Here is a 24,426-nt window from a genome sequence, read left to right on the forward strand (position 1 = left end):
CCGGTCCGCCATCATCGTCTGCGCGACCCGGACGGGGCCGTCACGGAATCCCGATGATCTTGTGCGTCTGGAGCGAGAGCCGCCAGCGGGCATTCGCCCGGCAATAGGCCACCGCCGCCGCGGTGTGGGCGGCGGCCTCCGGCCCGTCCATCGGCTGCAGGAAATGATGCCGGAAGGGCAGATCCGAAAAACGCTCCGGCGCGGCCTCGGCCTCCGCCTGCGGGAAGACCAGCTTCAACTCGTCGCCCGAGGTCTGGACCAGCGGGTTGCCGGCCTTGGGGCTCACGCAGATCCAGTCGATGCCGGGCGGGGCGGGCAGCGTCCCGTTGGTCTCCACCGCCACCTCGAAGCCGCGGGCATGGGCAGCGGCAATCAACGCCGCGTCGAGCTGCAGCAACGGCTCGCCGCCGGTGAAGACGACGTAGCGGTTGGCCGTCCCCCCGGCCCAAGTCGCGGCGATGGCCTCCGCCAGGGCTTCCGCCGAGGCAAAGCGTCCGCCGCCCTCCCCGTCCATGCCGACGAAATCGGTGTCGCAGAAGCGACAGGCGGCGCCCGCCCGGTCCTCCTCGCGGCCGGACCAGAGATTGCAGCCGGAAAACCGGCAGAACACCGCCGCGCGCCCGGCCTGGGCGCCCTCGCCCTGAAGTGTGTGGAACAGTTCCTTGACCGCGTAGGACATCGTCGCGCTTTTCTGCCAGGGCTTGCCCTTACCCTCGCGAGGCCCGGAAGACCAAGCGGCGCACGATTTCGCGGAACGCAACCCCGGCCAGCAGCTTAACCGTGGGCAAAACCCCTTGGTCTGCCATGCTCTCGCCACGGAGGGCACGTTGATGAACGGGTCTCCTCGATCCGACGCGTTCCGGACGCATCCCTCGCGAACGTCCGGGGCCGGCAACGGAAATCCTGTTCCGCGGCGTCCTGCGCCCTCACACCCTTTCGAGATTGGCCCGATGGTGAACCGTGTTTGGGGACGGCTGATCGGCTCGCTCACCGCCCTCGGCCTGATGGCCGGGGCGGCCTCGGCGGTGACGGCGCCGATCCTCGTCGTCGACGCCGATTCCGGCAAGGTGCTCTACAGCCAGGGCGCGACCGACCCCTGGTATCCGGCCTCGGTCACCAAGCTGATGACGGCCTACGTCGCCCTCGATATGGTGCGCCAGGGCAAGGTCTCCCTCGACACGCTGCTGACGATCTCACCGGCCGCCGCCGCCGAGCCGCCCTCGAAGATGGGCTTCAAGCCGGGCACGCAGATCACCCTCGACAACGCCCTCAAGATCATCATGGTCAAGTCGGCCAACGACGTGTCCTGGGCGATCGGCGAGGGTCTCGGCGGCTCCGTCGAGGGCTTTTCCGACATGATGAACGAGACCGCGCACCGGATCGGCATGCGCGAGAGCCGCTGGTACAACCCCAATGGCCTGCCCGAGCCGCGGCAATGGACCAGCGCCCGCGACATGGCGATCCTCGCCCGCGCGCTGATGCGCGACTTCCCCAACCAGCAGGCCCTGTTCTCGATCTCGGCGATCCAGTTCGGCAAGTCGGTGATGGCCAACCATAACGGCCTGCTCGGGCGTTATCCCGGCGCCGACGGCATGAAGACCGGCTTCATCTGCTCGGGCGGCTTCAATGTGGTGGCGACCGCGACCCGCGGCGGCCGGCGCATCATCGCCGTGGTGATGGGCCAGCCGAGCGCCCGCGAGCGCGACATCAAGGCCGCCGACCTGTTCGATTACGGCTTCGCCCAGACGGCGGGCTGGACCGCGCCGACGCTCGAATCGCTGCCGGCCTCCAGCGTCGCCACCCCGCCGGACATGCGCCCCTACATCTGCGACAAGCGCAAGCCGATGCCGGTGGACGAGGGGCCCGGCGCCCTGACCGCGAGCGGACCCGGCGCCGATAGCGCGGCGACCCGGCTCCTCGGCTCGGCCACGCCCGACGCGGCCAACCTCGCCTTCGCCGCACTCGGCAACGCCAATGTCCGCGGGCGCACCCTGCCACCGCGGGCGCCGCTGCAGCCGATCCCGGTCTGGATCGGCAGCAGCCCCACCGAGGGCGCGATGGCGCTCGCCCGCGAGGAGCAGGAGGCGCAAGCCGCCAAGCAGGCGGCCCGGCAGGCCGCGCTGGAAGCGGCCCAGCGCAAGCGCGCCGAGGCCAAGGCCGCCAAGGACGCGGCCAAGCAGGCGGCCTCCGAGAAGGCCGCCAAGGCCCGCGCCGCCGCGGTGACGGCGCCGAAGCCGGCCGTGAAGTCCGCCGGCAAGGACAAGGGGGTGCCGGCCGCGACCAGCGCCTACACCTCGGTCGAGGCCGCGCCGAAGGGGGCCGCGAAACCGGCCCACAAGCCCGCTGCGTCCGCTGCGAAAAAGCCGGAGGCGAAGAAACCCGAGGCGAAGCCTGCCGCCAAGAAGGCGGACAAGAAAGCGAAGAACGACGAGTCTTAAAGGGTTTCCGCGGGCGTCCGGCGCGATCATATCGGGGCCGAGACACAGACTGCGACCCCACATGCCTCACGTCGAACAACCCGGCCGCCCCGAGCCGATCCCGCTCACCGTGCTCACGGGCTTCCTCGGCGCGGGCAAGACCACCCTGCTGAACCGCCTGCTCGGCGATCCGGCGCTCGCGGACACCGTGGTGATCGTCAACGAGTTCGGCGAGGTCGGGCTCGACCACCTGCTGATCGAGACGGTGGACGAGGGGATGATCCTGCTCGGCGCGGGATGCCTGTGCTGCACCGTGCGCGGCGATCTGATCTCGACCCTCGAAGACCTGCTGCGCCGCCGGGACAACGGTCGCATCAACCCGTTCCGCCGGGTCGTGATCGAGACCACGGGGCTGGCCGACCCGGCGCCGATCCTCCACGCGCTGATCTACCACCCCTATCTCGCGATCCGCTTCCAGCTGCAGGGGGTGGTGACTGTCGTCGATGCGGTCAACGGCGCCGGCACCCTCGACGCGCATCCCGAGGCCCTGCGGCAGGCGGCAGTGGCCGACCACCTCGTGGTGACCAAGGCCGACCTGCCCGGCGCCGAGCCGGAGGCGCTCACCCGACGGCTCGCCGCGCTCAATCCCGGCGCGCGGATCCACGGTCCCGACGTGCCGGCCGAACGCCTGCTCGGCGGGCTGTTCGGCCTCGACGGAAAACAGGACGACGTGCGCGCCTGGCTCGGCGCGGAAGACCAAGCGCACGGCCATCACCATGGGCACGACCACGGCCATCATCATCATCACGATGTGAACCGGCACGACGCGGCGATCCGCGCCTTCCATCTCACCAGCGAGGCGCCGGTGCCGCGCCCGGCCTTCGAGATGTTCCTGGATCTCCTGCGCTCGGCGCACGGACCCAAGCTCCTGCGCCTCAAGGGCCTCGTCGCGCTCGCCGACGATCCCGAGCGACCGGTCGTGGTGCACGGCGTGCAGCACGTCGTCCACGCACCGGTGACGCTGCCCGCTTGGCCCGATGCGGACCACCGCTCGCGGCTGGTGCTGATCGTGCGCGACCTCGACCCAGCCTTCGTCCGCCGGATCTGGGACGCTTTTTTGGGCAAGCCGGCCGTGGACACCCCGGACCGCGCGGCGCTGACGGAGAATCCGTTGGCGATTCCAGGCGGGTAGGAGGCGTTCGCGCAGGCGAGAAGGCTGTCACGAAGTGGCAGCCTCTTCCGGCTCTCGTTGCGCCCTGGATTGCTTCGGCTCCGCCTCGCAATGACGGCGAAGTCGATTCACATCGTCATTGCGAGCGAAGCGAAGCAATCCAGGGCGCGACATCCACAGATTGTATCGCTCCACCAAAACGGGAACGGACTGGCCCCGAGGCGCGATCGATGCGGCACCCTGTCGTCTACATCATGGCGAGTGCTCGCAACGGGACGCTCTATACCGGCGTCACTTCGAACCTTCCGCGCCGTGCCTACGAACATCGAGCCAAGCTGATGGAAGGCTTCACAGCCCGCTACGGCTGCAAGCTTTTGGTCTGGTACGAGCCGCACGAAACGACGATCGAGGCCATTTCCCGCGAGAAGCAGATCAAGGCCGGTTCACGAAGCAGGAAGCTGGCCCTGATCGAGCGACTCAATCCCGATTGGCGCGACCTTTATCCCGATCTCGCCTGATATCCTGCGCGCGTCGGGCCATTGTTGCGCCCCGGGTCGTTTGCACCGGACCTCGCGATGCCGGGCGAGATGAAAGACTACTCGTCCTCGCCGAACCGGCCGGCGAGCAGCGCCTCGATCGCGTCGAGGGCCGGCGCGGCGTCGTCGCCCACGGCGACCACGGCGATGGTGGTGCCCTTGGCCGCGCCCAGCGTCAGCAGGCCCATGATCGAGCGCCCGCCGACGGTCTCGCCGCCGCGGGTCACGGTCACGCAAGCGGTGAAGCGCTCCACCGTCTGCACGAACTTGGCCGAGGCGCGGGCGTGCAGGCCGCGGCGGTTGATGATCGGCAGGATCCGGACGAGACCGCCCTCGGGCACCTCCGGCTGCGGCTCGACCTCGCCGTCCACGCTCTCGCTCATCGTCTCCGGCACTCCCTCCCCCGCCGCTTCTATACGGATCGCGGCACGCCGAGGCGCGCCGTTCCGGATGCGGGACGACGTGGTTAAGCCGGGAGCTGGGCGAAGGAAAGGCCGCGCGGTGGTGAGATCGGGCGACTTGCCCGCAAACTACTTGCCCGCAAGAACCCGCGAGGCGACGTTGATGTATTTGCGGCCCGCCTCCTGCGCATGGAGCACGGCGTCGCCGAGGCTCTCGGCCTCACGCACGCTGGCGAGCTTGATCAGCATCGGCAGGTTGATTCCGGCGACCACCTCGACTTGGCCGCCGTTCATACATGACAGGGCGAGGTTCGACGGCGTGCCGCCGAACATGTCGGTGAGAACCACGACGCCCTGACCGGAGTTGACCCGGCCGACGGCGGACATGATGTCGCCGCGGCGCAGCTCCATATCGTCCTCCGGGCCGATCGTGATCGTCTCGACCTGCTTCTGAGGGCCGACGACATGCTCCAGGGCGGCCTTGAACTCGGTCGCCAACAGCCCGTGGGTGACGAGCACCATTCCAATCATCGAAGCGTGTTCCAACGCCCTGTGAGCGGAGACGCCATCTTGTGCAGCGCAAAGTGAAGCGCAAGCGGGTCGCGTCGTTTTGCGCGACACAACAGCCTCACCATGACATGGCCGCGGCAACCGCGCTACACATCGCGGGCGCCGCCGGGCACGAGAGCGGCGGGGTGCGTCCGCATTGCCACGCCGGCGCCAAGCGCCTCGCGAATCAGGTATTCGCGGGGATGACGCGGTTCAAGGGTGAGGCGCGGCACTGCGACGCCGAGGAGCCGGGCGGTGTCGGCGGCCTCCGGTAGGCGCTCGACCGCCGCGACGAGATCGACCACGAGCCGCACCACCGCGGCCGGCGCATGGGTTACGAGGCGGCGCGGGCCGAGGCCGCGGATCTCGATCAGACCGGCGAGCGCCGGGTGGGGCCGGGCGACGAGGCGGCCGTGATGGGCCTCTAGCTGGACGCGGTCGTCGCCGACGAGACGCGCGTGGCGGCCTTCGAGGAAGAAGCGGTCGAGAAGCGCGAGGCAGAGCGCGGACTTGCCGGCCCCCGACGGCCCTCGGATCAGCACGCCGGCCTCGTCGAGGAGCACGCAGCTCGCATGCACCGTCTCTCGTGGCCGCTCTTCCCCTGCGGCACCCTCCCCGCTCATGCGGCGAGGTCGTCCTCGCCGTAGCGGTCGGCCCGGGGGGCCACGGGCAGGCGCACGATGAAGCGGGCGCCACGCACGGTCGGATGCCCCTCCTCGTCGGCCGGGCCCGGGCGGTTCTCGGCCCGGATCGAGCCGTGATGCGCCTGGATGATCTGCCGCGAGATCGACAGCCCGAGCCCTGAATTCTGGCCGAAGCCCTGTTCCGGCCGATCGGTGTAGAAGCGCTCGAAGATCCGCTCCAGGGCGTGCTCGGGAATGCCCGGCCCCTCGTCCTCGACCACGAACTCGACCTCGTTCTTCAGGCGGCGCAGGGCCACCCGCACCTTGGCGCCGGGCGGCGAGAACGAGCGCGCGTTGTCGAGCAGGTTGTTGACGACCTGCCCGAGCCGGCTGTCGTGGCCGATGATGCGGAATGGGTCCTCGATCTCGGCACCGGGGCGCTCGATGTCGAACTGGATCAGCGCCGCGTTCCCGCGCCGCCGCTCGTTGGCGACCGAGGTCACCGTGGTGAGAAGCTTGCCGAGATCGACCCGGCGCGCCTCGGCCCGGGCGAGTTCCGCATCGAGGCGGGAGGCGTCGGAGATGTCCGAGATCAGGCGGTCGAGGCGCTTCACGTCGTGTTGGATGATTTGCATCAGCCGGCTGCGCGATTCGTCGGTCTTGGCCAGCGGCAGGGTCTCGACGGCGCTGCGCAGGGAGGTGAGCGGATTCTTCAGCTCGTGGCTGACATCGGCGGCAAAACTCTCGATGGCGTCGAGGCGCCGGTAGAGCGCCTGGGTCATGTCGCGCAGCGCGCCCGAGAGATGGCCGATCTCGTCGGTGCGATTGGTGAAGTCGGGGATCTCCTGGCGCGACTTGATGCCCCGCCGCACCCGCTCGGCGGCGTCCGCCAGGCGGCGCACCGGCCCGGCGATGGCGCCGGCGAGCAGGATCGACAGAACCAGCATCACGGCCGCGGCGACGAGGAACACCTGGAGCAGGCCGAAGCGCTCGGAGGCGATCACCCGGTCGATGTCGCCCCCTTGCGTCGAGACCATCAGCACGCCGCGCACCGAGCCCGCCCGCTGGATTGGCACCGCCACCGAGACGATGGTCTCGCCGCGCTCGTTGCGCCGGGAGATCGTGCCGCGCGAGCCCTTCAGCGCCGCCTGGACCTCGCGGAAGGCGCGCCCGTCCTGCGGTCCCGCCTCCTCCTGGGCCGAGCGCTCGCTGACGACGAGCCCGAGGATGCGGTTGCCGATGAAGTCCCAGATCCGCTCCAGCACGTTGGGCTTGGGCGGCTTCACAGCCGTGTCGCTGCGGGCAATGTCGCCGCGGGCGTAGAGCGAGCGGGTGTCGAACAGCAGGCTGCCCTCGCGGTCGTAGACCCGGGCGCGGTTGCCGGTCGGCGTCACGAGGCGGCGCAGCAGGGGGGCGACCTTCTCGGGGTTGAGCGAGAAGGCGAGCGAGGCGGGGTCATCCTCGAAGTCGCGACCCTCGCCGGCCTGCTGCTGCAAGAGCTTGTCGGGATCGACCCGGATCGCGTCGGTATCGACCGAGGCCTGGGCGGCGATGGCGCCGGCGATGATGTCGCCCTGGATCAGCAGGCTCTGCACGCGGGCCTGGATCAGCCCCTGGCGGAACTGGTTCAGGTAGAGGAAGCCGAACAGCAGAACGATCAGCCCGACGAGGTTGAGCACCACGATGCGGCGCGTCAGGCTCGACGAGGCGCGCTGGCCGACCGCGTTCCAGAGGTCGCGCGGCCAGGTCAGGGGCGGGCGGGTGAGGGAGCCGAGGACCCGCGCGAGGACGCCGCGGCGGGCGTGGGCCTCATCGGAATCGGGCTGGCGGGACAGGGGGGCGAGCATCGACGGACGGAACCGCGGGAAAATCGCCTCAGCCCTCCTTGAACCGGTAGCCGACGCCGTAGAGCGTCTCGATCATGTCGAAGCTCTGATCGGTCACCTTGAACTTCTTGCGCAGCCGCTTGATGTGGCTGTCGATGGTGCGGTCGTCGACATAGACCTGATCGTCGTAGGCCGCGTCCATCAGGGCGTTGCGGCTCTTCACGACGCCGGGGCGTTGCGCCAGCGCTTGGAGGATCAGGAATTCGGTGACGGTGAGCGTCACCGGCTCGCCCTTCCAGGTGCAGGTGTGGCGCTCGGGGTCCATCATCAGTTGCCCGCGCTCGAGCGAGCGGGCGGCGGCATCCGCCTCGCTGCGAGCGGCCCCGCCGGGGGCGGCGTCCTTCGGAGCGAAGCGGCGCAGCACCGCCTTGACCCGCTCGACCAGCAAGCGCTGCGAGAACGGCTTATGGATGAAGTCGTCCGCACCCATCTTGAGCCCGAACAGCTCGTCGATCTCCTCGTCCTTCGAGGTGAGAAAGATCACGGGAAGGTCCGATTTCTGCCGCAGGCGTCTGAGAAGCTCCATTCCGTCCATGCGCGGCATCTTGATGTCGAAGATGGCGAGATCGGGCGGGGAGTGACGCAAACCGTCCAGCGCCGAGGCGCCGTCGGTGTAGGTCTGGATGCGGTAACCCTCGGTCTCCAGCGCGATCGAGACGGAGGTCAGGATGTTGCGGTCGTCGTCGACGAGGGCGATCGTGGGCATGCAGTTTCCCTGACTTGACGGCGCGCGCGCCGCCCCTGGCGCGTCGTTTTGCGGGCCCGCAACGGACGGGCAGTCCCCCGCAAATCGGGGACCGCCGACCGTGCGGAGGGTCTCGTCCTTTACGACCATCGTTCGAAAAAAGCGAGCGGCAGTCTAAGCTTGGCCGTATCGGGCGGCTCGGCTGAGGGTCCCCGAGACGAAAAATAGGGCGGACAACGCGCCGCGCCCGACGGTGCTGTCGGCTCTTCTGCGCGCGCCCCGCACCGCGCTATGCTGTCCCCGAAAATTTGGGAGAACAGTTTCCATGGCCAACGACGCGACGCCGCCGGCACAGGAACGGCGCGGACCGGCCGAACCCCTGCCCGCATCCGAGGCCCCCTTCGACGCGATCGGGCTTGCCCGGCACCTTTTGCGCAGCGTGCGCTCGGGGGCGCTCGCTACGATCGATGCGGCCGACGGTACGCCCTTCGCCTCCCTGGTCACCATCGCCACGGACAGCGACGGCACGCCCCTGATGCTGCTCTCGCGGCTCTCGGCGCACACGCGCAACCTGGACAACGACCCGCGCGCCTCGCTGCTGTTCTCGGTCGGCGGCAAGGGCGATCCGCTGGCCCATCCCCGCCTGACCGTGACCGGCCGCGCCGCGCGCACGGACGAGCCGCGGATCCGCGAGCGCTTCCTGGCGCGCCACCCCAAGGCCAAGCTCTACGCCGACTTTCCCGATTTCGGCTTCTTCACCCTCGCGCCGAGCGCGGGTCACCTGAACGGCGGATTTGCCAAGGCGGCGACCCTGACACCGCAGGAGCTGCTCCTCGACCTCACCGGCGCCGAGGCGGTGGTGGCGGGCGAGCGCGGCGCCGTCGAGCATATGAACGCGGACCACGCCGACGCGCTCGCCCTCTACGCTGCGGGGACCGGCGAGCCCGGCACCGGCTGGCGCCTCACCGGGCTCGACCCGGAGGGGCTCGACCTGATGGCCGGCGAGCGCACGGCGCGGGTGCCCTACCCCGAGCCGGTGCGCGACATGGGGAGCTTGCGAAAAGTCCTCGTGGCGATGGCCGCCGCGGCGCGGGCCGCGGACGCGCCTCGACCCAAGGCCTGAAGAGGTCCAAGCGCCGATCTTCGCGAGGGCCGCACACCCCGCGGCTTCGCCCCGCCTTGGCGTGCGTGCCCGCCGCTGCTATGCCCGCCCCGGCCAATCCCGACAGACCTGCCGTGCGCCGCGCCAGCCCGCAACGGGTTCGCCGTGCCGGAGACCCTGATGACCACGCGCACCATCGACAACATCCGCAACTTCTCCATCGTCGCGCATATCGACCACGGCAAGTCGACGCTCGCCGACCGGCTGATCCAGCAGACCGGCACCGTGGCCCTGCGCGACATGAGCGAGCAGATGCTCGACTCGATGGATATCGAGCGCGAACGCGGCATCACCATCAAGGCCAACACCGTCCGCCTGGAATACAAGGCGGAGGACGGGCAGGATTACGTCCTCAACCTGATGGACACGCCCGGCCACGTCGACTTCGCCTACGAGGTGTCGCGTTCGCTCGCCGCCTGCGAGGGCTCGCTGCTGGTGGTCGATGCCTCGCAGGGCGTCGAGGCGCAGACGCTCGCCAACGTCTACCAGGCGCTCGACGCCAACCACGAGATCGTGCCGGTCCTCAACAAGGTCGATCTCCCGGCCGCCGAGCCCGACCGGGTGAAGGAGCAGATCGAGGAGGTGATCGGTCTCGACGCCTCCGAGGCCGTGCCGATCTCGGCCAAGACCGGCCTCAACATCGAGGCGGTGCTGGAGGCCATCGTCAAGCGCCTGCCCCCGCCGAAGGGGGACCGCGAGGCGCCGCTGAAGGCGCTGCTGGTCGATTCCTGGTACGATGTCTATCTCGGCGTCGTCGTGCTAGTGCGCATCGTCGACGGCGTGCTGAAAAAAGGCATGACCATCCGTATGATGGGGGCGGATGCCGCCTACGGCGTCGACCGCATCGGCGTGTTCCGCCCGAAGATGGCCGATATCGGCGAACTCGGGCCGGGCGAGGTCGGCTTCTTCACCGGCTCGATCAAGGAGGTGGCCGATACCCGCGTCGGCGACACCATCACCGAGGACAAGCGCCAGACCACGCAGATGCTGCCGGGCTTCAAGGAAGTCCAGGCGGTGGTGTTCTGCGGCCTGTTCCCCGTGGACGCCGCCGACTTCGAGAATTTGCGTGGCGCCATGGGCAAGCTGCGCCTGAACGACGCCAGCTTCTCCTACGAGATGGAGACGAGCGCGGCGCTCGGCTTCGGCTTCCGCTGCGGTTTCTTGGGACTTCTCCACCTCGAGATCATCCAGGAGCGTCTGGAGCGCGAGTTTAACCTCGACCTGATCTCGACCGCGCCGTCGGTCGTCTACCGGCTGATGATGCGCGACGGCGAGCTCAAGGAACTGCACAACCCGGCCGACATGCCCGATCCGATGAAGATCGAGACGGTCGAGGAGCCGTGGATCCGCGCCACCATCCTCACGCCCGACGAGTATCTCGGCGGCGTGCTGAAGCTGTGCCAGGACCGGCGCGGCATCCAGATCGATCTGAACTACGTCGGCAAGCGCGCCATGGTCGTCTACGACCTGCCGCTGAACGAGGTGGTGTTCGATTTCTACGACCGCCTGAAGTCGATCTCGAAGGGCTACGCCTCGTTCGACTACCACGTCTCCGACTACCGCGAGGGCGACCTCGTGAAGATGTCGATCCTCGTCAACGCCGAGCCGGTCGATGCCCTCTCGATGCTCGTCCACCGCACCCGCGCCGAGTCGCGCGGCCGGGCGATGTGCGAGAAGCTGAAGGATCTGATCCCGCGCCACCTGTTCCAGATCCCGGTCCAGGCGGCGATCGGCGGCAAGATCATCGCCCGCGAGACCATCCGGGCGCTGTCGAAGGACGTAACCGCCAAGTGCTACGGCGGCGACATCTCGCGCAAGCGCAAGCTTCTGGACAAGCAGAAGGAAGGCAAGAAGCGTATGCGCCAGTTCGGCCGCGTGGAGATCCCGCAGGAGGCGTTCATCGCCGCCCTGAAGATGGACGATTGAGGCGAGGCTGGCGCCCCGGTTTCGCTCACCGGTCCGTCACCGCGAAAGGGCGATACGAACGGCGCGCGAGAAAATTCCCGCCTCCGATTTCAAATCGGCGCCCTTATTTCATTTGAATGAAACGGGTCCCGTCATACCCCCGTCAAGCCGCCACGGTAACGGCGCAATTCGGGAGCTTCGGTTGCGCGCAAGCGATAGCCGAATCAACCGGCACGCAGCGCGCCCGTCGTAACATTGCGGCGCTGGGTCGAAGCGGGACGAGACAACGATGGGCGGGGCGCACGAGGAAAACCTGACGCCGCGGACGATGCGGTTGCGCACGCAACTCCTCGTCGCCTGCGTGCTGGGAGCGGGGGCGGCCGCCGCCCTGTGGTACGGTCGGCCGAAGGAGGTCGATGCCGCGGTGCCGACGCCGGCCGCGGTCACGCAGACGACGCAGGGACGCTTCGTGCTCACCGACAGCCAGCTCGCCACGGTCACGACCGTGCCGGTGGAGCAGCGGCTGTTCTACGAGGACATCGCCACTGAGGGGAAGATCAGCGTCGACGAGTACCGCGCGACGCCCGTCTTCTCGCCCTATGCCGGCCGGGTCATCACCATCTTCGCCCGCTCCGGCGAACAGGTGAAGCAGGGGGACAAGCTGTTCTCGCTCCAGGCCAACGAGATGGTCCAGGCGCAAAACGACTTCCTCGCAGCGCTGAACGTGCTCAACAAGTCGCGCTCGCAGCTCTCCTACGCCACGAACACGGAAAAGCGGCTGCACGACCTCTACGATTCCCGCGTCACCACGCTGAAGGAATTGCAGACGGCACAGAACGATCTCGCCACCGCGCAGAACGACGCCAAGACGGCGGAGGTCGGCCTGGAGGCGGTGCGCAACCGCCTGCGCATCCTCGGGCTGGCCGACGACGACATGAAGGCGCTCCAGACCAAGGGCGCGATCAACCCCGAGACGACGATCTACGCGCCGCTCTCCGGCACCATGATCCAGCGCAAGATCGGCCCGGGCCAGTACATCAACACCGGCGGCTCCGATCCCTCCTACGTCATCGGCGATCTCGGCCGGGTCTGGATCGTCGCGCAGCTGCGCGAGACCGATGCGGCCAAGGTCGATCTCGGCGAGCGCATCCGCTTCCGGGTGCTCGCCTATCCGAACCAGAGCTTCGAGAGCCGGATCAATTATATCGGCGCCTCGGTCGATCCCGCCACGCGCCGCATCGTCGTGCGCGCGGAGGTCGACAATCCCAAGGGGCTCTTGAAGCCCGAGATGTATGCCAGCGTCCACATCATCAACGAGCGCGAGACCGTCTCCCGCGCCGTGCCACGGCAGGCGGTGATCTTCGAGGGCGACAAGGCGCGGGTCTGGGTGCTCGGCGCCGGCAACGCCGTGGAGAGCCGCCCGGTGAAGACCGGCTTCATCGACGGCAACAACATCGAGGTCACGGACGGTCTCTCCGTCGGCGAGCGGGTGATCTCGAAGGGCGCCCTGTTCATCGACGGCATGACCGATCAGCAGGGCTGATAGCCAGCCGTCTCCCGCGAAAAGCAAAGATCTTCCGAGCCGGGGCCGTCCCCGGCCGCGCCCGACGGCGCGAGGTTGGAATCGACCCCATGAACGGCATCGTCGCGCTCGCGCTCCGGCAGCGCCCCCTCGTCATTCTCGCCTTCGTGCTGTTCGTGGTCGGCGGGCTCGCCGCCTTCCAGAATCTCAACATCGAGGCTTATCCCGATCCGACCCCGCCGATGGTCGATGTCGTGACCCAGACCGACGGCCTCTCGGCGGAGGAAATCGAGCGCTACGTCACGATCCCGATCGAGCGCATCACCTCGGGCATGCCGAACCTGAAGCAGGTGCGCACGATCTCGCTCTACGGCCTGTCCGACGTGAAGCTGCAATTCGGCTTCGAGTTCGACTACCTCCAGGCCGAGCAGCAGGTGCTGAACCGCCTGCAGCAGCTCGATCCGCTGCCGGCGGGGGCCAAGCCCACCATCTCGCCGATCAGCCCGATCGGCGAAATCTTCCGCTACAAGCTCACGGCCCCGCCCGGCTACAGCGTGCTGGACCTGCGCACGCTCCAGGAATGGGTGCTGAAGAAGCGCTTCCGCGCGGTGCCGGGCGTGATCGACGCCATCGGCTGGGGCGGCAAGACAAAGACCATCGAACTCTCCGTCGATCTCGACCGGCTGATGGCCTACGGCCTGACGCTCTCGAACGTGGTCAAGACGCTCAACGACAGCAACCTCAATGTCGGCGGCAATCGCGTCGCCATCGGCGGCCAATCGGCGGTAGTGCGCGCGGTCGGCCTGATCCGCGACGTGGACGACATCAACGGCACCGTGCTGACCCAGGTCGGCGGTGCGCCGGTGCTGGTGAAGGATATCGCCACCGTCACCATCGGCCACCAGCCGCGACTCGGCATCGCCGGCATGAACGACGAGAACGACATCGTTCAGGGCATCGTCCTGATGCGCCGCGGCGAGAAGAGCACACCGTCGATCGAAGCCGTGAAGGCGGAGGTCGCCAAGATCGAGGCCGCCGGCATCCTGCCGCCGGGCGTGAAGATCGAGCGGATCTACGACCGCGCCGAGCTGATCGCGGTGACCACTCACACCGTGCTGCACAACATGGTGGTCGGCATCCTGCTGATCCTCGCGATCCAGTGGCTGTTTCTCGGCAATCTTCGCTCGGCGCTCATCGTTGTGGCGACGATCCCCTTCGCTCTGTTCTTCGCCGTCCTCATCCTCGTGGCGCGCGACGAATCCGCCAACCTGCTCTCGGTCGGCGCCCTCGATTTCGGCCTCATCGTCGACGGCACCGTCATCATGGTCGAGGCGATCTTCCGGCGGCTCTCCGGCCACGGCATCCCCGGCTACCCGCCGCCGGGGCTCGATGCGAAATCCGGGCGCATCGCGCTGGCCGCGGGCGATGTCAGCCGCTCGATCTTCTTCGCGGCGGCCATCATTGTCACCGGCTTCCTGCCGCTGTTCACGCTCACCGGCGTCGAGGGCCACATCTTCGGCCCGATGGCGACGACCTACGCCTACGCACTCCTTGGCGGCCTCATCGCCACCTTCACGGTCACGCCCGCGCTCGCCGCCTACCTGCTGCCGGCCCATATCGAGGAGAAGGAGACGATCCTGGTCCGCTTCCTCGACCGGATCTACCGCCCGGCGGTGCGCGCGGCCCTTGGTGCCCGGCTCGTCACGATGGCCTGCGTTGCGCTGATCGCCGTCGGCGTCGGCGTGGCGGGCCGCCATCTCGGCTCGGAATTCCTGCCCAAGCTGGAAGAGGGCAACCTCTGGGTCCGCGCCACCATGCCGGCGACGATCTCGCTGCAGGAGAGCAACGGCTACGTCAACGCGATGCGCAAGATCATCGCTCAGATCCCGGAGGTCGAGCGCGTGGTGTCGCAGCACGGGCGTCCGGATGACGGCACCGACGCGGCCGGCTTCTTCAACGCCGAGTTCTTCGCGCCGATGAAGCCGCTCGACCAGTGGCGCCCCGGCATGGACAAGGAGCGGCTCACCGAGGAAATGCTGCACAAGCTCCAGGCGGCCTTCCCCGGCGTCGATTTCAACCTGTCGCAATATCTTCAGGACAACGTCGCCGAGGCGGTCTCCGGCATTAAGGGCGAGAACTCGTTCAAGATCTTCGGGCCCGACCTGCAGACGCTGACCGACACGGCCAAGCAAGTGCAGCGGGTGCTCTCGACGATCCACGGCGTCGAGGATCTCGCCGTGTTCCAGTCGCTCGGCCAGCCGACCATCGAGATCGACGTGGACCGGGTGCGCGCCGCCCGCTACGGCCTGACGCCGGGCGACATCAACACCACCGTGCGCACCGCCATCGGCGGCGACTCGGCCGGCGACCTCTACGATCCCGGCTCCGAGCGGCACTACCCGATCATGGTGCGCCTCCAGCCCCAGTTCCGCCAGAGCATCGAGGCGATCGCCAACCTGCGCATCGCCGGCCAGAGCCCGGCCAACGGAGCGCCCGTGCAGTTCCCCTTGAGCGCGGTGGCGAAGGTCCAACTCGTCTCCGGCCCGGCCTACATCTACCGCGAGGCGCAGGAGCGCTACCTGCCGGTGAAGTTCTCGGTGCGCGGGCGCGATCTCGGCAGCACCATCGAGGAGGCGCGCGCCCGCGTCGCCGACGAGGTGAAGCTGCCGCCGGGCTATCGGCTGGAACTGGTCGGCGAGTTCAACAACATGAAGGGCGCGATCGCCCGCCTGTCCGTGACCGTCCCGATCGCGGTCGGCATCATCGCGATCCTGCTGTTCATGAACTTCTCATCGGTGGTGGATTCGCTGCTGGCGCTGAGCGTGATCCCGATGGCGATGGCCGGCGGCATCCTCGCACTGTCGCTCACCGGCACCTCGTTTTCCGTCTCGGCGGCGATCGGCTTCATCGCGCTCCTCGGCATCGCGGTGATGGACGGCATCATCGTGCTGTCCTTCTACAACGACCTCCTGGCCGCGGGCGTGCAGCGCGTGCCGGCGATGCTGCGCACCTGCTACACCCAGATGCGCCCCGTGGTGATGACCTGCGTCGTGGCCGGCGTCGGCCTTCTGCCGGCCGCCTTCTCCACCGGCGTCGGCTCGCAGGTTCAGAAGCCGCTCGCGCTGGTGGTGGTCGGCGGCATGGCGCTCGCGCCCCTGCTGATCCTGCTCGTGCTGCCGGTGCTGATCCTCACCTTCTCGCGCCGCAAGCCCGCCGTCCATTCGGAGGCCTCGGACCGGGTCGCCGCCGCGCAGGCGCATGCCGGAGCGCATTGAGGGGCGTCAGCGCCCCTCACCCCCGCCGCGTCGAGCCCCGCAGCACCGTCCGCCCGCTCAGCGTCACCTTGCGCACCGGCTGACCCGGATGCTCGATGCGCTCGAACAGGAGGCGCATCGCTTGGGCGCCGATCTCGGCCACCGGCTGCTCGATCACGGTGAGGCCGGGCTCGACCAGATCGGTCCAGAGCTCGTTGTCGAAGCCCGCGAGCGCGAGATCCCGCGGCACGGCGAGGCTGAGGGTACGCGCCGCGCGCACCGCGCCCATCAGCATCAGGCCGTTGGAGAGGATCAGCGCCTCGGGCCGGTCGGGCTGTGACAGCCAGCGCGCGGCCTCGGCCTCCGCGGCGGTCGCGTTCGGCGCCGCGGAGCGGGCGAGCGGCGCAAGGTCATAGCGGAGCATTGCCGCCGCGTAGCCCGCCTGCCGCTCCCGCGCCGTCGAACTCGTCGAGCCGAACAGACCGCCGATGCGCTGGAAGCCCTGCGCCACGAGGTGATCGACCAGGGACGCGGCGGCGGCCGCATTGTCGAGCACCACGCTGTCATGGGCGCCGGGCAGGCCCGAGCGGTCGATGAACACCGTGGGGAAGGACAGGCTGTCGGCTGTGAGGCTATCCGCCGTCACCCGCGTGGGCGCGAAGATCACGCCCGTGACCCGCTCCTCCTCCATCAGGCGCAGATACATCGCCTCGCGGGCCGGATCCTCGTCGGTGTTGCACAGGATCACCCGCATCCCGGCGGCGTAGGCGGCATCTTCCACCGCCCGGCTCACCGCGGTGAAGAACGGATTGCGGATGTCGGCCACGATCAGGCCGATGGTCTGGGCCGCCTTCGAGCGCAGGCGCCGGGCCGAGAGGTTCGGTCGGTACCCGGTGGCGCGCACCGCCGCCTCGACCTGTTCACGCACGGCGTCGCTCACAGGGCCGCGGCCGAGCGCTCGCGAGACCGTCGCCGTCGAAACCCCCGCCGCGCGGGCCACGTCGCGGATTCCGACACTCATGACGCAGGAAACGTTTTCATCGACATGAAACGGTTCTGCCACTCCGCTCGGAGAGCTGCAAGCGCGCACGCTGCACTTTGTTGCAAGTCAGTTCTTGACACATGTTGTGAAAACGTTTTCATAAAAGACAACAGGTCGCGTCGGGGAACCGGAGACGACCACCGCACTCGGTGACCATCCGGGGCATCACCCAGGTCGAGGAGAGCACGCCATGCTCGCGCTGACGCCGTCGTTTTCGCCCCATCGTACCGGTCCGCGGCTGCTGGTCCGCCTCGGCGCCGCCCCGGCGAGCAAGGAGGCCGCGATCCGAGAAGCCGCCGGGCTGCTCACCGCCGCCGGCTGCATCGACGGCGCCTACGGTGAGAGCATGCTGCGCCGTGAGAGCGTGGCGAACACCTATCTCGGCCACGGCGTCGTCATCCCGCACGGCATGGTCGACGACCGGCATCTGGTGCGCGAGAGCGGGCTTGCCGTCCTGCAGATCCCCGGCGGCATCGCGTGGCACGACGGCCAGACTGCGCATCTCGTGTTCGCCATCGCCGCGCAATCGGACACGCACATCACGGTGCTGCGCCGCCTCACCCGCCTGATCCAGGACGAGGCCCGGCTCGAACAGCTCCGTACCACGGGGAGCGAGGCGGACATCGCCGCGGCGCTCACCGAGGACGCCGCCGCGCCGTCCGCCACCGGCCCGGCCACCGACCTGCGCCAGCGCTTCGACTGGACCGTCGATTACCCGACCGGGCTGCACGCGCGTCCCGCCACGCACTGGGTCGAGACCGCCCGGGCGCTCCCCGCCCGCATCCAGGTGCGCCACGGCGATGCGGTGGCCGATGCCAAGAACCTGATCGCCCTGCTGCAACTGGGCCTGCGCTGCGGCGACGAGGTGACGATCTCGGCCGAGGGCGACGACGAAGCCGGGGCGCTGGCCAAGATCTGCGCCGCGGTGACCTCCTTAAGTGCCGGCGAGAAGGCCGCCGCCCAGCGCGCGGCGGAGGCCGCGGCCAAGGCCGCCGCTCCGGTGGCCGGCTGGAACCCCACTGAGGGCCCATGGGTAATGGCCGGTATCGGTGCCAGCCCCGGTCTCGCCATCGGCCCCATCCACGTGCTGGCCGCGGCCGAGCTCACGGTGCCCGACGAGCCCGAGCCGCTGACCTCCGGCGCCGACCGCCTGCACCGGGCGCTCGCGACGACCGGCGGCCAGCTCAAGGCGCTCGCCGACGACACCGAGCGGCGCCTCGGCAAGGCCGATGCCGGCATCTTCCGGGCGCAGGCCGAGTTGATTGCCGACACCGACCTCATCACGCTGACCTGCCAGCTCATGGTCGAGGGCCACGGCGTGGCGTTTGCTTGGAACGCCGCGGTCGAGCGGATGGCGGGCCAGCTCTCGGCGCTCGGCAACCCGGTGCTGGCCGCTCGCGCCGCCGACCTGCGCGATGTCGGCCGCCGGGTGCTGGCGCAGATCGACCCGGCGCTGAAGAGCGGCCACGACCTGCCGGACGTGCCCTGCATCCTGATCGCCCCCGATCTCGCGCCCTCCGACACGGCGGGGCTCGACCCGGCGCGCGTCATCGGGCTCGCCACCGCGCAGGGCGGCCCGACCTCGCACACCGCGATCCTGGCCCGCACCCTGGGCATCCCGGCGGCGGTGGCGGGTGGGCCCGGCCTGCTCGCGCTCGCCAACCGCACGCTCGCCATCCTCGACGGCACCACCGGCCGGCTCTACCTCGACCCCAGCGAGGCCGACATCGCCTCGGCGCGGGCGTGGCAGGCCCGCCAGCGCGAACAGGCCGAGGCCGAGGCACGGGAGCGGGCGAGGCCCGCCGAGACCCGCGACGGCCACCGCATCGCCATCGGCGCCAATGTCAACAATCCCGAGCAGGTGCCGCTCGCGCTCGATCAGGGCGCGGAGGGTGTCGGCCTGATGCGCACCGAGTTCCTGTTCCTGGAGCGCGGCGACACCCCGTCCGAGGACGACCAGTACGCGACCTACTCGGCCATGCTGAAGGCGCTGGCGGGCCGCCCGCTCATCGTGCGCACCCTCGATATCGGCGGCGACAAGCAGGTTGCCCACCTCCATCTGCCGAAGGAGGAAAACCCCTTCCTCGGCGTGCGCGGCGCCCGCCTGCTCCTGCGCCGGCCAGACCTGATGGAGCCGCAACTGCGCGCCCTCTACCGGGCGGCCAAGGACCACGTGCCGGCCGATGCAGCGCGGGGCAAGGACGCACCGCTCTCGATCATGATGCCGATGATCACCTCGGTCCCCGAAGTGCTGCGGCTGCGCGCGATCTGCGAGCATATCCGCAAGGATGTGGGCGCGCCGGCGGTGCCGCTCGGCATCATGATCGAGGTGCCGGCCGCCGCGATCCAGGCCGATGCGCTCGCCCGGCACTGCGACTTCTTCTCGATCGGCACCAACGATCTCACCCAGTACACGCTCGCCATCGACCGCCAGAACACCGAGCTGGCGCCGGAGGCCGACTCGCTCCACCCGGCGGTGCTGCGGCTGATCCGCCTCACCTGCGAGGGCGCGGCTCGGCACGGGCGCTTCGTCGGCGTCTGCGGCGGCATCGCCGGCGATCCGTTCGGAGCCAGCCTGCTCGCGGGGCTCGGCGTCCATGAACTCTCGATGACGCCCCGTGACCTGCCCGGCGTGAAGGCGCGCCTGCGGGCCAGCGACATGGCCGAACTCAAGGCGCTGGCGGCGCAGGCCTGCGCCGAGGAGGACGCGGCGGCCGTGCGCACCCTCGATACCACGGCCGCGGGAGCCTGAGCGATGCGCCTCGTCACCCTCACCCTCAACCCGGCGATCGACCAGACCGTCACCCTCGACGCGCTGACGCCCGGCAGCGTCCACCGCGCCCGCTCCGTCTGGTCGGATGCCGGCGGCAAGGGCGTCAACGTCGCCTGCTGCCTCGCCGATTGGGGTCTGTCGGTGGCCGTCACCGGCGTGCTCGGCCAGGACAACGCGGCGCCCTTCGCGCAGCTTCTCGCGGCCAAGGGCATCGACGACCGCTTCGTCTGGATCCCCGGCGAGACGCGCACCAACCTCAAGCTGCTCGATGCCGGCAGCGGCGAGACCACGGACATCAACCTGCCGGGCCTCGACATCGGCCCTTCGACGATCGAGGCGGTGCGGGCGGTGCTCGCCGACCTGACCGGCTCCGGCAGCCTCGCGGTGCTCGCCGGCAGCCTGCCGCGCTCGGCCCCCGCCGACACCTATGCCCGCCTCACCGCCGAACTGAAGCGGCGCGGCGCCCGCGTCATCCTCGACGCTTCCGGGCCGGCGCTCGCCGCGGCCCTGGCAGCGGGGCGGGACAGCCTGCCCGACGCGATCAAGCCGAACCGGCACGAGTTGGAGGAATGGGCCGGACGGCCGCTTCCCGCGCTCGCCGACGTGCTCGACGCCGCGCGAACGCTTCAGCGCGACGGCATCGCCCTGGTCTGCGTCTCGCTGGGTGCGGAGGGCGCCCTGCTCGTCTCGTCGGAGGGCGCGCTGCGGGCGCTGCCGCCGCCGACGCGGGTGGCAAGCACGGTCGGCGCGGGCGACGCCCTCGTCGCTGGCCTCGTCGCCGGGCTGCACGATCACCTGGCTCTGCCCGATCTCGCCCGCCGGGCGCTCGCCTTCGCTGCGGGCAAGCTCAGCCGCACGGGCGCGAACCTGCCGGGGCGGGCTGAGGTCGAGGCGCTCGCAACCGAGATTCAGGTCGAGCCGCTCGGCTGAGAAACCCTCCCCCCTCTGCGGGGGAGGGTGCCTCGCGGATGCGAGGCGGGAGAGGGGAGCGACGCTTCCGGACAAGGCGGAGCCAGCCCCTCACCCGACCCCCTTCGGGGGCCACCCTCTCCTGCAGAGGAGCGAGGGATAAGCGGCGAACGAACGGGCAAAACCCCGAGGAGGAAACCCATGGCACAGCTTCTGGCCGTGGTGGGAGGCGGAGACCTCTCCACCCACGCCGTCCTCGCCGCCGAGGCCCTGCGCAAGGCGGCCGTACGGCGAAACACGCCGATTGCCCTCGAGATCCGCGGCAAGGGCACGAGCGGCAACACGCTCCCCGAGGCGGCGATCGCGGAAGCGACAACCGTGCTGCTCGTCGGCGAGGGCGATCTCGGCGAGGGCCGGTTCGGCGCCCTGCACCGGGCTCGCGCCGCGATCGGGGACGTGCTCACCGACGTCAACGCCGTGTTCGACCGCCTGAGCGTCGGCGCGGAGCCGCCCTCCCCCGCAGCAACCACCGCGGCGACTCCCAAAAAAATCGTGGCGATCACGTCCTGCCCCACCGGCATCGCCCACACCTTCATGGCGGCCGAGGGCATCCAGGCCGCGGCCCAGGCGCTCGGCCACACGGTCCGCGTCGAGACGCAAGGGTCGGTCGGCGCCCGCGACGCGCTGACCGCGGCCGAGATCGCCGCGGCCGACATCGTGCTCATCGCCGCCGATACCGGCGTCGACCGCGCGCGCTTTGCCGGCAAGCGGGTCTACGCCACCAACACCAAGGCGGCGATCCGCGACGGCAAGGGCCTGATCGCAACCGCGCTCGCTGAGGCGCAGCTGCAGGCGGCTGACGGAGGCCAAGCGCAGGCCGACGGCCCTGCCCGCCCGGCGGCGGCCGAGAGACAAGCGGGCGCCTACAAGCACCTGATGACCGGCGTCTCCTTCATGCTGCCCTTCGTGGTGGCGGGTGGCCTCTTGATCGCGCTGGCCTTCGCCGTCGGCGGCATCGATGCGATGAAGCCGGAGAATGCCGGCACGCTCGGCTACGCGCTCGGAGAAATCGGCGCTAAGGCGGCCTTCGCCCTGATCGTCCCGGCGCTCGCCGGCTACATCGCCTATTCCATTGCCGACCGGCCCGGCATCGCGCCGGGCATGATCGGCGGCATGCTCGCCGCCAACCTCCAGGCGGGCTTTCTCGGCGGTATCGCGGCGGGCTTCATCGCCGGCACCACGACCGCTCTCCTCAACAAGCACATCCGCCTGCACAAGAATCTGGAGGGCCTGAAGCCCGTCCTGATCCTGCCGCTTCTCGCCACCACGATCACCGGCCTCCTGATGGTCTACGTCGTCGGCGTGCCGGTGGCCGCCGTGCTGGCCGCGCTCACCGAGTGGCTCAAGGGCATGCAAGGGGCGAGCGCCCTGCTGCTCGGCCTCGTGCTCGGCGGGATGATGGCCGTCGATATGGGCGGGCCGATCAACAAGGCGGCCTATGCCTCCTCCGCCGCGTTGCTCTCGTCGGGTGTCGATGCGCCGATGGCGGCGGTGATGCTCGGCGGCATGACGCCCCCGCTCGGGATCGCGCTCGCCACCCGGCTGTTCCCGTCGCGCTTCACCGCGCCGGAGCGCGAGGCCGGCGGCGCGGCGGCCGTGCTCGGCGCCGCCTTCATCACCGAGGGCGCGATCCCGTTTGCCGCCGCCGACCCGCTGCGGGTGATCCCGTCCATGGTGGCGGGCTCCGCCATCGCGGGTGCCATCGCCCTCACCTCGGGCGTGACCCTCAAGGTGCCCCATGGTGGCCTGTTCGTGCTGCCGATCCCGAACGCCGTGACCAACGTGACAGGCGCCCTGATCGCGCTCGCCGCCGGCACGCTGGTGACCGGCCTTCTCGTCGGCCTCCTCAAGAAGCGGGCGGCCTGACCGGGCGGCGGGCGCCGGAGACGCCAACACGAAGCGCCGCGGAACGGGACTCGTCCCGCTCTGCGGACACAGATACAACTTCTGGTCAAATCATCGACCGCCTCCGAGCAACCGTGCCGTGAGAACGTCGAGGGGGGGGGGAACGAGATGAAGGCTGGAAAGGCAGCATGGACGGCGCTCGGCCTCTGCACGGCGCTGGCGGGCGGAACGATGCGGGCCGAGGCGCGGGAGCCCCTCACGCCCCCCGGTCTCACCGGATCTCGGATCGGCGTGCCGGCCACGATCCGCCGCCCGGCTCTGCGTCGGATCGCCCGCCGCACTCCGCCCCGCCGCACCTTCGGTGACGACGGCAGCGCGGCCGCCGCCGCCGACGTGCTCGGCCAGAGCGCCACGCCCCCGGCCCTACCGCCGGGTACGTTCGACCTCGGCAACGGCCTCTCGTTCCTGCTCAACTATACCGGACAGGGCGCGACCAACCCCGTCGGCGGCATCCGCCAGGGCGCGGCCTGGGCGGGCCAGCTCTTCTTCGGCATCGATGCCGACCTGCAGCGGCTGGCCGGGATCGAGGGCGGTTCGTTCCACGTCGCGGTCACCAACCGCCACGGGCGCAGCCTCGCCAACGATGTCATCGGCAACAACACCAGCGTTCAGGAGATTTTCGGCGGCGGCCAGACCACGCGGCTGACCCTGCTCTCCTACCAGCAGAAGCTGTTCGACAACCGGCTCGACATCGAGGTCGGGCGCTTGGTGGCGAACATCAACTTCCTGAATTCGCCGATCTACTGCAACTTTCAGACGAACTCCGCCTGCGGCAACCCAACCTTCGTGTTCAAGACCTCGAATTTCACCTTCTGGCCGGTGGCAAGTTGGGGCGGGCATGCCAAGGCGTGGCTGACCGACCGGGTGTTCTTCCATGTCGGCGCCTACGAGGTGAACCCGCTGCACCAGCAGCCCGGCGACAACGGCCTCGACTTCTCGACCAAGGGCGCGACCGGCGCGATCATCCCGTTCGAACTCGGCTACGCGACGACGTTCGCCAACGACGCACTGCCCCGCAATTACGGCATCGGCGGCTGGGTCGACCGCTCGGATTACGCCGATCCGGTGCGCGATGTCGCGGGCGGGCCGGCCGTGCTGACGGGGCTGACTCCCGCGACGCGCTTCGGCCGCTCAGGGATCTATGCCCGCTTCGACCAGATGGTCTGGCGGCCCGACCCGAACGGCATCGGGGGGCTGACCTTGTTCGGCGTCGCCATGGCCGGCACCGGCGGTCGCTTGGTCGAGGACTACTTTCTGGAGATCGGCGCGCTGCAGACCGGCACCTTCGCCGGCCGGCCCTACGACACGGTCGGCTTCGTCATCAACACGCAGGCCTTCAGCCCGCTGGCGCTCGGCAACATCGCGGCGGCGCAGGCCTCGCTCGGCCTGTTCCGCACCATCCCGAAGCAGCAGATCATGATGGAGCTGAATTATGGGCTACAGGTCACGCCCGCGATCCGGCTGACGCCGAACCTGCAATACATCGTCAACCCGGATCAGACCCGCTTCCCGTACTACCCGAAGAACATCCCCGACACCCTCGTCGTCGGCGCCAAGCTCTCGGTGGACCTGTTCACCCTCGCCGGCCTCGCCAGGGGTCCGGGGAGCCCATGAGGAGGGAGACGG

At 69.6% G+C, this 24,426-nt stretch carries 18 protein-coding genes; 11 read left to right on the forward strand and 7 right to left on the reverse strand.

Translation table 11 applies throughout. The features are described 5' to 3' along the window. Nucleotides 1-40: 40 nt before the first annotated feature. A complete protein-coding gene (gene queE, locus LPC10_RS05875) occupies nucleotides 41-679 on the reverse strand; it encodes a 7-carboxy-7-deazaguanine synthase (RefSeq protein ID WP_231345860.1) in 639 nt (212 codons plus the stop codon). Between the two features lie 271 nt (nucleotides 680-950). Between queE and LPC10_RS05880 the strand changes: the two genes are divergently transcribed. The 3 genes from LPC10_RS05880 (at nucleotide 951) to LPC10_RS05890 (ending at nucleotide 4,106) form a co-directional block, all read left to right on the forward strand. After that, nucleotides 951-2,438, forward strand: coding sequence for a D-alanyl-D-alanine carboxypeptidase family protein (locus LPC10_RS05880; RefSeq protein ID WP_231345861.1), 1,488 nt, complete (start codon nucleotides 951-953; stop codon nucleotides 2,436-2,438). 61 nt (nucleotides 2,439-2,499) lie between these two features. Beyond that, complete coding sequence (locus LPC10_RS05885) at nucleotides 2,500-3,609, forward strand: GTP-binding protein (protein ID WP_231345862.1); 1,110 nt, start codon at nucleotides 2,500-2,502, stop codon at nucleotides 3,607-3,609. Between the two features lie 209 nt (nucleotides 3,610-3,818). Next, nucleotides 3,819-4,106 (forward strand): GIY-YIG nuclease family protein, encoded by a 288-nt coding sequence (locus LPC10_RS05890; protein ID WP_231345863.1) that lies wholly within the window; start codon nucleotides 3,819-3,821, stop codon nucleotides 4,104-4,106. 77 nt (nucleotides 4,107-4,183) lie between these two features. Here the strand turns inward: LPC10_RS05890 and LPC10_RS05895 are convergent, their stop codons facing one another. The 5 genes from LPC10_RS05895 to LPC10_RS05915 all read right to left on the reverse strand — a co-directional run bounded on the left by LPC10_RS05895 (nucleotide 4,184) and on the right by LPC10_RS05915 (nucleotide 8,289). After that, nucleotides 4,184-4,507, reverse strand: a complete 324-nt coding sequence (locus LPC10_RS05895) for an HPr family phosphocarrier protein (RefSeq protein ID WP_231345864.1) — start codon at nucleotides 4,505-4,507, stop codon at nucleotides 4,184-4,186. Between the two features lie 147 nt (nucleotides 4,508-4,654). Further along, the gene (locus LPC10_RS05900) at nucleotides 4,655-5,056 is read right to left on the reverse strand and encodes a PTS sugar transporter subunit IIA (RefSeq protein WP_003606016.1); all 402 of its coding nucleotides are present in this window, start codon (nucleotides 5,054-5,056) and stop codon (nucleotides 4,655-4,657) included. 125 nt (nucleotides 5,057-5,181) lie between these two features. Continuing rightward, nucleotides 5,182-5,697 carry an HPr kinase/phosphorylase gene (locus LPC10_RS05905; RefSeq protein WP_231345865.1) on the reverse strand — a complete coding sequence of 172 codons (516 nt, stop codon included), beginning with the start codon at nucleotides 5,695-5,697 and terminating at the stop codon, nucleotides 5,182-5,184. Further along, entirely contained in the window at nucleotides 5,694-7,544 is a 1,851-nt protein-coding gene (locus LPC10_RS05910; protein WP_231345866.1) for a stimulus-sensing domain-containing protein, read from the reverse strand. The genes LPC10_RS05905 and LPC10_RS05910 overlap by 4 nt, the downstream gene beginning before the upstream one ends. Nucleotides 7,545-7,572: 28 nt before the next feature. Further along, nucleotides 7,573-8,289 (reverse strand): response regulator transcription factor, encoded by a 717-nt coding sequence (locus tag LPC10_RS05915; protein WP_108939099.1) that lies wholly within the window; start codon nucleotides 8,287-8,289, stop codon nucleotides 7,573-7,575. Between the two features lie 304 nt (nucleotides 8,290-8,593). On the opposite strand from LPC10_RS05915, the gene LPC10_RS05920 reads away from it, so the two are divergent. The 4 genes from LPC10_RS05920 (at nucleotide 8,594) to LPC10_RS05935 (ending at nucleotide 16,132) form a co-directional block, all read left to right on the forward strand. Continuing rightward, nucleotides 8,594-9,391: a HugZ family protein gene (locus LPC10_RS05920; RefSeq protein WP_231345867.1), complete on the forward strand. Its 798-nt coding sequence runs from the start codon at nucleotides 8,594-8,596 to the stop codon at nucleotides 9,389-9,391. Between the two features lie 159 nt (nucleotides 9,392-9,550). Beyond that, entirely contained in the window at nucleotides 9,551-11,356 is a 1,806-nt protein-coding gene (lepA, locus tag LPC10_RS05925) for a translation elongation factor 4 (protein ID WP_108939101.1), read from the forward strand. Nucleotides 11,357-11,624: 268 nt separating this feature from the next. Further along, the gene (locus LPC10_RS05930; RefSeq protein WP_231345868.1) at nucleotides 11,625-12,878 is read left to right on the forward strand and encodes an efflux RND transporter periplasmic adaptor subunit; all 1,254 of its coding nucleotides are present in this window, start codon (nucleotides 11,625-11,627) and stop codon (nucleotides 12,876-12,878) included. Nucleotides 12,879-12,967: 89 nt separating this feature from the next. Next, a complete protein-coding gene (locus LPC10_RS05935) occupies nucleotides 12,968-16,132 on the forward strand; it encodes an efflux RND transporter permease subunit (RefSeq protein WP_231345869.1) in 3,165 nt (1,054 codons plus the stop codon). 16 nt (nucleotides 16,133-16,148) lie between these two features. Here the strand turns inward: LPC10_RS05935 and LPC10_RS05940 are convergent, their stop codons facing one another. Then, nucleotides 16,149-17,132 (reverse strand): LacI family DNA-binding transcriptional regulator, encoded by a 984-nt coding sequence (locus tag LPC10_RS05940; protein ID WP_231345870.1) that lies wholly within the window; start codon nucleotides 17,130-17,132, stop codon nucleotides 16,149-16,151. Nucleotides 17,133-17,343: 211 nt separating this feature from the next. Between LPC10_RS05940 and ptsP the strand changes: the two genes are divergently transcribed. From ptsP to LPC10_RS05960, 4 genes are all read left to right on the forward strand, one after another. Further along, nucleotides 17,344-19,905 (forward strand): phosphoenolpyruvate--protein phosphotransferase, encoded by a 2,562-nt coding sequence (ptsP, locus tag LPC10_RS05945; RefSeq protein ID WP_231345871.1) that lies wholly within the window; start codon nucleotides 17,344-17,346, stop codon nucleotides 19,903-19,905. 3 nt (nucleotides 19,906-19,908) lie between these two features. Further along, a complete protein-coding gene (gene pfkB / locus LPC10_RS05950; protein WP_231345872.1) occupies nucleotides 19,909-20,856 on the forward strand; it encodes a 1-phosphofructokinase in 948 nt (315 codons plus the stop codon). 180 nt (nucleotides 20,857-21,036) lie between these two features. Next, entirely contained in the window at nucleotides 21,037-22,761 is a 1,725-nt protein-coding gene (locus tag LPC10_RS05955; RefSeq protein ID WP_231345873.1) for a PTS fructose transporter subunit EIIBC, read from the forward strand. A 147-nt stretch (nucleotides 22,762-22,908) separates the two neighbouring features. After that, complete coding sequence (locus LPC10_RS05960) at nucleotides 22,909-24,414, forward strand: carbohydrate porin (protein ID WP_231345874.1); 1,506 nt, start codon at nucleotides 22,909-22,911, stop codon at nucleotides 24,412-24,414. Nucleotides 24,415-24,426 lie beyond the last annotated feature (12 nt).

This window comes from Methylorubrum sp. B1-46, from assembly GCF_021117295.1.
In the GTDB taxonomy this organism is placed as follows: Bacteria; Pseudomonadota; Alphaproteobacteria; order Rhizobiales; family Beijerinckiaceae; genus Methylobacterium.

Excerpts from the sequence above, each read along its gene's own strand:
- queE (WP_231345860.1), bottom strand. The coding sequence starts at position 679 with ATGTCCTACGCGGTCAAGGAACTGTTCCACACACTTCAGGGCGAGGGC.
- LPC10_RS05880 (WP_231345861.1), top strand. The coding sequence starts at position 951 with ATGGTGAACCGTGTTTGGGGACGGCTGATCGGCTCGCTCACCGCCCTC.
- LPC10_RS05885 (WP_231345862.1), top strand. The coding sequence starts at position 2,500 with ATGCCTCACGTCGAACAACCCGGCCGCCCCGAGCCGATCCCGCTCACC.
- LPC10_RS05890 (WP_231345863.1), top strand. The coding sequence starts at position 3,819 with ATGCGGCACCCTGTCGTCTACATCATGGCGAGTGCTCGCAACGGGACG.
- LPC10_RS05895 (WP_231345864.1), bottom strand. The coding sequence starts at position 4,507 with ATGAGCGAGAGCGTGGACGGCGAGGTCGAGCCGCAGCCGGAGGTGCCC.
- LPC10_RS05900 (WP_003606016.1), bottom strand. The coding sequence starts at position 5,056 with ATGATTGGAATGGTGCTCGTCACCCACGGGCTGTTGGCGACCGAGTTC.
- LPC10_RS05905 (WP_231345865.1), bottom strand. The coding sequence starts at position 5,697 with ATGAGCGGGGAGGGTGCCGCAGGGGAAGAGCGGCCACGAGAGACGGTG.
- LPC10_RS05910 (WP_231345866.1), bottom strand. The coding sequence starts at position 7,544 with ATGCTCGCCCCCCTGTCCCGCCAGCCCGATTCCGATGAGGCCCACGCC.
- LPC10_RS05915 (WP_108939099.1), bottom strand. The coding sequence starts at position 8,289 with ATGCCCACGATCGCCCTCGTCGACGACGACCGCAACATCCTGACCTCC.
- LPC10_RS05920 (WP_231345867.1), top strand. The coding sequence starts at position 8,594 with ATGGCCAACGACGCGACGCCGCCGGCACAGGAACGGCGCGGACCGGCC.
- lepA (WP_108939101.1), top strand. The coding sequence starts at position 9,551 with ATGACCACGCGCACCATCGACAACATCCGCAACTTCTCCATCGTCGCG.
- LPC10_RS05930 (WP_231345868.1), top strand. The coding sequence starts at position 11,625 with ATGGGCGGGGCGCACGAGGAAAACCTGACGCCGCGGACGATGCGGTTG.
- LPC10_RS05935 (WP_231345869.1), top strand. The coding sequence starts at position 12,968 with ATGAACGGCATCGTCGCGCTCGCGCTCCGGCAGCGCCCCCTCGTCATT.
- LPC10_RS05940 (WP_231345870.1), bottom strand. The coding sequence starts at position 17,132 with ATGAGTGTCGGAATCCGCGACGTGGCCCGCGCGGCGGGGGTTTCGACG.
- ptsP (WP_231345871.1), top strand. The coding sequence starts at position 17,344 with ATGCTCGCGCTGACGCCGTCGTTTTCGCCCCATCGTACCGGTCCGCGG.
- pfkB (WP_231345872.1), top strand. The coding sequence starts at position 19,909 with ATGCGCCTCGTCACCCTCACCCTCAACCCGGCGATCGACCAGACCGTC.
- LPC10_RS05955 (WP_231345873.1), top strand. The coding sequence starts at position 21,037 with ATGGCACAGCTTCTGGCCGTGGTGGGAGGCGGAGACCTCTCCACCCAC.
- LPC10_RS05960 (WP_231345874.1), top strand. The coding sequence starts at position 22,909 with ATGAAGGCTGGAAAGGCAGCATGGACGGCGCTCGGCCTCTGCACGGCG.